Annotated in this window: 5 protein-coding genes and 3 pseudogenes; 4 read left to right on the plus strand and 4 right to left on the minus strand. The window is 72.1% G+C overall.

From position 1 onward, the window contains the following. The 3 genes and pseudogenes from ACTWQJ_RS43095 to ACTWQJ_RS43105 form a co-directional block, all read right to left on the minus strand. Positions 1-403 (minus strand): annotated as a pseudogene (locus ACTWQJ_RS43095) (nickel transporter); the annotation flags it as partial. Next, positions 400-1,914: a tetratricopeptide repeat protein gene (locus ACTWQJ_RS43100; RefSeq protein ID WP_443311860.1), complete on the minus strand. Its 1,515-nt coding sequence runs from the start codon at positions 1,912-1,914 to the stop codon at positions 400-402. The gene ACTWQJ_RS43100 and the pseudogene ACTWQJ_RS43095, both read right to left, overlap by 4 nt. Before the next feature lie 100 nt (positions 1,915-2,014). After that, positions 2,015-3,544 (minus strand): annotated as a pseudogene (locus ACTWQJ_RS43105) (DUF4331 domain-containing protein). Between the two features lie 205 nt (positions 3,545-3,749). On the opposite strand from ACTWQJ_RS43105, the gene sigK reads away from it, so the two are divergent. The 4 genes from sigK (at position 3,750) to ACTWQJ_RS43125 (ending at position 6,809) form a co-directional block, all read left to right on the plus strand. Continuing rightward, positions 3,750-4,292: an ECF RNA polymerase sigma factor SigK gene (sigK, locus tag ACTWQJ_RS43110; RefSeq protein WP_165396161.1), complete on the plus strand. Its 543-nt coding sequence runs from the start codon at positions 3,750-3,752 to the stop codon at positions 4,290-4,292. After that, positions 4,289-5,101: an anti-sigma factor gene (locus tag ACTWQJ_RS43115; RefSeq protein ID WP_443311861.1), complete on the plus strand. Its 813-nt coding sequence runs from the start codon at positions 4,289-4,291 to the stop codon at positions 5,099-5,101. Before sigK ends, ACTWQJ_RS43115 begins: the two co-directional genes overlap by 4 nt. Positions 5,102-5,216: 115 nt before the next feature. Then, positions 5,217-5,486, plus strand: a complete 270-nt coding sequence (locus ACTWQJ_RS43120) for a hypothetical protein (RefSeq protein ID WP_385512980.1) — start codon at positions 5,217-5,219, stop codon at positions 5,484-5,486. 357 nt (positions 5,487-5,843) lie between these two features. Next, positions 5,844-6,809 carry a hypothetical protein gene (locus ACTWQJ_RS43125; protein WP_443311862.1) on the plus strand — a complete coding sequence of 322 codons (966 nt, stop codon included), beginning with the start codon at positions 5,844-5,846 and terminating at the stop codon, positions 6,807-6,809. Between the two features lie 73 nt (positions 6,810-6,882). On the opposite strand, the pseudogene ACTWQJ_RS43130 reads toward ACTWQJ_RS43125, so the two are convergent. After that, positions 6,883-7,111: pseudogene (locus ACTWQJ_RS43130) on the minus strand (ABC transporter permease); the annotation flags it as partial.

Raw genomic sequence — 7,111 nt, forward strand, 5'->3', positions numbered from 1 at the left:
CGGCCTCGGGCAGGGGAGCCGTCAGCCGGCACTCCACCCGCAGGGTGTCGAGCCCCGCCTGACCGGGCAGCACGCGCGCGTGGCTGTCGGCGACGTCGAGCCTGACGGTGCGTCCGTCGACCGTCGCCTCGCTGGCCCGCGCGGCGTCCGCGCACCGCTGGCGGGCCCACGCGGTGACGCCGAGCCGTTCCACGTCCGGTCCGGCCTGGGTCGCCGGGATCTCGGCGAGGTCCTCGACATGGTCGACGCGCAGCTCACCGGGGGCGGCGACAAGACCGTCGTAGTGGTTGACGGTGAAGTTGCCCAAGGGGTGCGCGCTTGCGGCGGTGGCGGGCACGAGCACGATCGCGCCGGCGATGCCCAGGACGGCCGCGGCGGAGGCGAGAACACGACGGGGCCTCACTCGGCCCCCAGGGTCTTCAGCGCCGCGCGGGCCTCGCGAGCGGCCGACGGGGAGAACCCGGGGTTCAGCTCCAGTGCCGCCGTCAGGGAGGCACGGGCGTCCTTCGTACGGCCCGTGGCGAGCTCGATCATGCCGCGGTGGTGCAGGAAGGCGGCGTTGCGGTAGCCGGTGGCGGTGGCCCGGCGGGCGTAGGGCAGGGCTTCCTCGTCGCGGCCGTTGACGTGCAGCGCCCAGGCGAGGGCGTCCGCGGTGTGCACGGTGTGGCGGCGGGACCACTCGGCGCGGGCCGCGCGCAGGGCCAGGTCCGCGTCGCCGTGGTCGGCGGCCGCGAGCGCGGTGTCGAGGTCGGGGTTGACGCCGCCCGCGCGGGCCGGCGCCGTCCAGGCGTCGACCAGGGCGTACTGGTCGCGGGCCCTGTCCCGGTCGCCCTCGGCGCCGCGCTCCTCGTACAGCTCGCCGAGGGCGACGAGCGCGCCGGGCAGCGGGGCGCGGGCGACGACCGCCTCCATGCCCCGCACGGCCTCGGCGAGATCACCGCTCGCGGCCTGGGCGCGGGCGCGGCCCTCCAGGGCGGGCAGGTAGGTGTCGTCGGCGGCGAGGGCGCGGGCGTAGTGGTCCAGGGCGGTCGTGTAGTCGCCCTGGTTCCAGGCGAGTTGGCCGAGTGCGGTGGCGACGTACGCCACGTCGCCGGGTGCGACGGCGTTGTCGAGGGCCTGTTCCATGACCCGACGGGCGGTGCGGACGTCGCCGCGCAGTTCGCGCACATACGCGTACCGCGTGAAGACCGGGATCCCCGGCCGGCGGGTGTCGGCGGCGTCGGCGGCCTTCGACGCGGCGTCGTAGCGGCCGAGTTCGACGAGGGCATCGATACGGGTGGCCAGGGCGCGTTCGTTGTAGGGGTTCTGCTTCAGGGCGCGGCCGGCGAAGTCGAGGGCGCCGGTGAAGTCGTGCCGGGCCGCGGCGAGGGCGGCCAGGCCGGCCAGGGCCTGGTCGCCCTCGGGTTCGAGGGCGAGGGAACGGTCCAGTGCCCGCTCGGCCTGCGGGTAGCGCGAGGGGTCGCCGTCGACCCTGGCCTGTTCGACGTAGGCGAGGCCGAGGGTGGCCCAGCCGCCGAAGTCCCTCGGCTGGGCGCGGAGATGGGTCTGCAGGGCGCCGATGCTCGAGTCGAGGTCGCCGCTCGCCAGCACGGCCGGAGCGACGGCACCGGGCGCCGCCGCAACGCCCCGACCGTCGCCGTCCCGGACGTTCCCCACGGCGATCGAACCGGCGGTCAGGGCCACGGCCAACAGGGCGGCACACCCGGCAACCCGCCCGCCCCGCCAACGCCGCCCGGCCGCAGCAACCCGCCGCAGAGCAGCGACCCGCTCGTCGACGCCCGCGGCGGTACGGTCGGCGTCCGCCGGGCCCGAGGCCGTCTCGGTGGCCGTGTCCGCAGTAGCAGCGGTTCCCTGGGTGGCCGGGCTCGGGTCGGTCTCGTGCTCAGGCTCGTTGTCGTTCGTACGCGGGACCATGCCCTCTCCTCGTACACAAAAGGGTCGTCATCGTGAGGCGGCGCGGCCCGTGCCGTGGGGGATGGGGAGGGGACGGGCCGCGCCAGTCGGGAGGGGCGCGTCAGTACGCGCGGCCCCGCATGCGGCGCCACCACATCAGACCGGCGCCGATCAGGAGGATCCCCGCCGCGCCCGCGCCTGCGGAGGCGGCGATCAGCGTCATGTTGTCGTCGGAGGACCCGGCCGGCTGCAGCGCGTCGCCGATCTGGTTGCGTACGTCGTTGCCGCCCGAGGTGCCCTTGGCGAGCGGGCCGCGGGAACCCTCCGTCGGCAGGGCGACGTACGGGAAGGCCTTCTCGAACTCCTTGTCGTTCTTGTCGACCGCGTCGCCCAGGTCGTTCTTCTGGCCGAGCAGTTCACCCTCGACGACCTGGAGCGAGGCGTCGAGCACGTCGTCGGTGAGGCGACGGCCGTTCGGGAAGCCGGCGTTGTCGCCGTCGAGGACGCCGAGTCGCTTGGGTTTCGCGGCCGGTGCGATCGAGGTGTTGAGGCGCAGTTGCTCCGCCGGGCGGACGTGCGGCGGCTGGTTGAGGTCCTTCACGCCCTTGAGGAAGACGTCGACCAGGTCGTTGCGCGGCTCGGCGGGCGCCTTGATCTTGTAGATCGCCTCGATGAGCTTCGGCAGTTCGGGATTGGTGACGTTCTCCAGGAACTGGGCGTCGTCCCACGGCGCGGACGCGTTGAACGTGTCCTTGTCCTCGATCGGGTTGACGACCTCGTTGACCAGCGGGTTGCCGAGCCGGGAGACCTGCGTGAAGTGGCCCTGGGCGTTCTTGCGCTGGGTCGTAGACCAGATGCCGACGATCGGCTGGTCCGTCGACTCCTGGATCATCTAGTTGGGCACCTGCAGGGCGATGGAGTTGACGTTGTAGCCCTTGAGCGTGTCGTTGCCGACCTCGGAGAGGTTCCCGCCGTACAGCAGGTCGAAGACGCGCAGGTCCAGGAAGAACGGGTCGTCGGCCTGCCCGGCGAACGTCGTCGAGCCGCCGGCCAGTTCATGGACGGCCTGCTTGCGCAGCCCTGCGTAGTCCGGCATCGACGCCTTGCCGACGTTCGACGGCGCGACCGGCACATCGTCGGCGATCTTCGTCCGGGACTGCAGGTGCTGGTCCTTCAGCTTCAGCAGCTCGAGGTCGTACGTCTGGGTGACGTTGAGGTCCGGGTCGTCGAGGCTCTCGACGGGGCCGGTGTTGTAGAGGAACGTCTTCTCGTTCTTCGTATGCGTCTTGAACGTGTAGCGGAACAGCAGTTCGCCCTGCGCGTCGCCGTTGTTGTCGATGTGGATGTCGTACTGGGCGTCCTCGGCGAAGGTGAAGAAGTTCGGACCGCCGGCCGGTTCCTCGAACGGGATCCAGTTGGCGATGATCGTCGTCGTGTCCGGCTTGTCCGGGCTCACGAACGCGTACACGTCGGTGTTGTCGTACTGCGGGGTCCCCGAGATCAGCGGGGCCTCCCGGTGGCTGGAGGCTTCCGCCTCCCCGGGTTCCAGCGCGGTCACGCCGGCGGCTGCGAGCCCTCCGGCGGCCAGCGCACCACAGACGAGGGTGGCGACGCTCCTGAGTCCTGCGCCGCGCTTGGAGATAGCTGTCATGCCGTCCGTCCTCAGTGCCAACTTGCCTGACGCCGGGGATTCGGAGCCACGCCCGGATCGGATTGGTCGAACCTGAAAACTCATTTCCTCGCTGCTCGACCCGCGTTTTCGGCCCGCTGATCCGTAACCCCATCCGGAGGTGGGTTCGTTGCGAATGCCTCGTGGGACGGGACCGGCCCTGTGCGGCCGGAGAGAGGGGGACCGAGTGGGGGCGGACGAACTTCTGGTGCGCGTCGCAGGCGGCGACCAGAAGGCATTCGAAGAGCTCTACGCACTGGTGTCCGGGCCGGTGTTCGGACTGGTGAAGCGGGTGGTGCGGGATCCGGCCCAGTCCGAGGAGGTGGCCCAGGAGGTACTGCTCGAACTCTGGCGGTCCGCCGCCCGGTTCGACCCGGCCCGCGGCAGCGCCCTGTCCTGGGTCCTCACCCTCGCCCATCGCCGCGCCGTCGACCGGGTGCGCAGCGCCCGCGCGGCCGGCGAACGCGAGGAACGCGAGGCCCGGCGCGCCCACCACCCCGCCTTCGACCATGTCTCCGAGGAGGTCGAGGCCGAACTCGAACGTGAATGGGTACGCCGCTGCCTGGACCGGCTCACCGCCCTCCAACGGCAGTCCGTCACCCTCGCCTACTACGACGGCTACACCTACCGTGAAGTGGCCGAGCGGCTCTCCCTGCCGCTGGGCACGGTCAAGACCCGGATGCGCGACGGACTGACCCGGCTGCGCGAGTGCCTGGGAGGAGTCGCGTGAGCATCCTCGGCCGACTGCTGGGCCGCGAGGACCAGCACAGCCTCGCCGCGCCCTACGCGCTGGACGCCCTCGAACCCGACGAGCGGCGCCGCTTCGAGAAACATCTGGCGCGCTGCGACCGCTGCGCCGCCGAGGTGCGGGCGCTGTCCGAGGACGCCGTCCGCCTCGCCTGGTCCACGGCCGCCCCGGCGCCGGCCGCGCTGCGGGACCGGGTCCTGGCCGCCGTACGGACCACTCCGCAGGAACCCGCCCCGGCGCGTGGGCACACCCCCACGCTGCCGCCCCATGTGTGGGGGACCCAGCCGCCCCCGGCGCGCACCCGTGCGCCCCGGCCGCGCCCCCTGTTCGTTCCGTTCGCCACCGCGACCGCCGCGGCGGCTCTCGTCGTCGCCTCGCTGTTCGCCGTCCAGGCGAACCGGACCCAGGAACAACTGGCTGCCGAGCGCGCCCAGGCACGTGAGATCGCCCACGTCCTGGCCGCTCCCGACGCACGGGCGACGACCGGCCGGGACGGCGAGGGCCGAAGTATCGGAGTGATTGCTTCCGCATCTGAGGGGCGTGCGGTGGTCACCCTGAGCGGATACGGCGAGCTGCCGGACGACCGGGTGCACCAGCTGTGGCTCATGCGCCCCCAGGAGCAACCGCGCTCCCTGGGCCTCTTCGACGGCGACACGCCCTTGGTCGCAACCGGGCTCGACCCGTCCGCCACGTCACTCGCCGTGACCGTCGAACCCGACGGTGGCTCAGCGCAGCCCACCAGCCAGCCAGTTGTTCAACTCGCCCTGAAATCGGTTGGATTCGGAGAGTGACCGTCAACACCCTTACGAGGAAGGTGAATCCTGTGCCCGCGATACACGCGTGCCCCAAGGGGGCGATAGGGTTACCCTGCCCGGGCCGGGTGGACTCGTACGGGTGGGGAGTGACATGGAACAGATAACAGTGCGCAGCAGGGCAAGGGTCCCTGCGATCACCTGCGGGAGCAGCGCGACCAGTTCGCGCCTCGACCGCCATCTCTCGGTGCTGGCGGGCCCTGCGGTCCCCCAGGGGGAGACGGCCGAGGCGACCTCGCTGATGCGTGAGCTGACCGCGCGTGAGCCTGCGCACACCCCCAGCGCCAGGGGTGCGCGAGTGAGCCGGGTCTCGCTCTTCGCGCCGCTGCGCCGGCTGCGCCGCACGCTGTTCGGCGGGCGCTGACCGACACCTGCGTCTCCTCGACGCCTCGAGGACCCGCGCTCAGCCGGCCACACCGTCCCGGCACAGCACCGCGGCACCGCCGTCCATCATCCCCACGGCACGCGGCAACGCCCCGGTGTACCGCTCGAGCGCGGGTACGTCCCCCCGCCACCACACACCGCGCCCCCATCCGGCCCGACCAGCTCCGCCGCGCGTATGAGGCCGCCCAGGACGTCCGCGGGCGCTGAGGACTTGCAGGCGATGCCGGGTGGGGGTGCGTCCGGCCGATGTTGCCCACGTCGCTCCCACCCGCCGGTGAGCGTGGGTCTCCTGCTGAGGGGCACCGTCCGGTATCCGACCAGCAAGGAGCACCAGGCTGTGAAGGTCGAAATCCAGCCGGACGTACGTGACACCGCCGCCCGGTTGGGGGCCGACGTTCCCTACGCGCTGAAGGCCCTGGCCGGCCAGCTGGCCGACGACCCTGACATGGGCCGGCCCTCGGGGCTGCCCGGCATCCTGACCGTGACGGTTGACGGCGACATGTTCGAGGACTGCCCCGACCTGTCCGTCGGCTACATTCGCGAGCCGGACCGGATCGAGATCCGGTTTCTGAGAGCGGCTCCCTCCACCGAGCCCTCCACGGACGCCCATGACCAGGAGCATGAGCAGGAGCAGGGCCGAGACCAGGACCAGCCTGCCGACCCTGCCGCCACCGCGGTCACCGTACGGGAGATCGCCGACGCCTGGCACCGCATCACCCGCTGGCTCCAGCACAACGCCCCCGACTCCTACGCCGCGCTCCGCGCCGGCGCCGACCCCGCCGCCATCGCCGCCTTGGAAGGCGACCTCGGCATTCGGATACCCGTCGAGCTGCGCGTCCTGTGGATGCTGACGGCAGGCGACGACGGGGTCAACGGCTGGGGCTGGGGATGCCTTCCGGGCAGTGAGGCTCTGATGACCCTGGACGCCGTGGCCGCCGTCTACCGGCAGCGGATGGACACCCAGGCCCACGAGGACACCCTCAACGCCGACCGCTCCGAAGACGAGCGGATCACCGTGTGGAAGGCAACCTGGATTCCGGTTGTCGCCTTGGGCCCGGCTGACAGCACCTCGGGCCTGTACCTGGACGCCACGACCGGCTACCTCGGCCGCTGGTCCCGCCACAACGAAGCCCCTGGAGAAGAACTCGACACGCTGGTCACCTACCTGGAAGAGGCTGCCGACATGCTCGAAGCCCCGGCCCTGGCCACGCGGGACAAGCCCGGCCTGGTCGGTGGGGCGCTGGTCTGGGGCAGCAGGCTCGACTCCGCGCTGGAAGACCGGTGGCAGCCCCTGTCCGGCTGACCACACACGAGAGGGGGCCAGCCCCTGCGGGCCCAGTCGTTGATCGGCATGCCGGTCAGGCCATACCGCCCCGTCACCGCTCGCCGCGCGCATACCGGCGTACGGCGAGCGGAGCGAACACCGCGAGCAGTACCGCGCACCATGCCAGCGACCCGGCGACGGGATGGGCGACCGGCCAGGCGGCGTCGGCCGGTACGGGCGCGTTGCCGAAGAGGGCGCGCAGGGCCGTGGTGACCGCGCTGATCGGGTTCCACTCGGCCAGGGTGCGCAGCCAGCCCGGCAGACCGTCGGTCGGGATGTAC

Origin of the sequence: Streptomyces sp. KR55, assembly GCF_052245645.1 — a bacterium.
In the GTDB taxonomy this organism is placed as follows: Bacteria; Actinomycetota; Actinomycetes; order Streptomycetales; family Streptomycetaceae; genus Streptomyces; species Streptomyces flavusporus.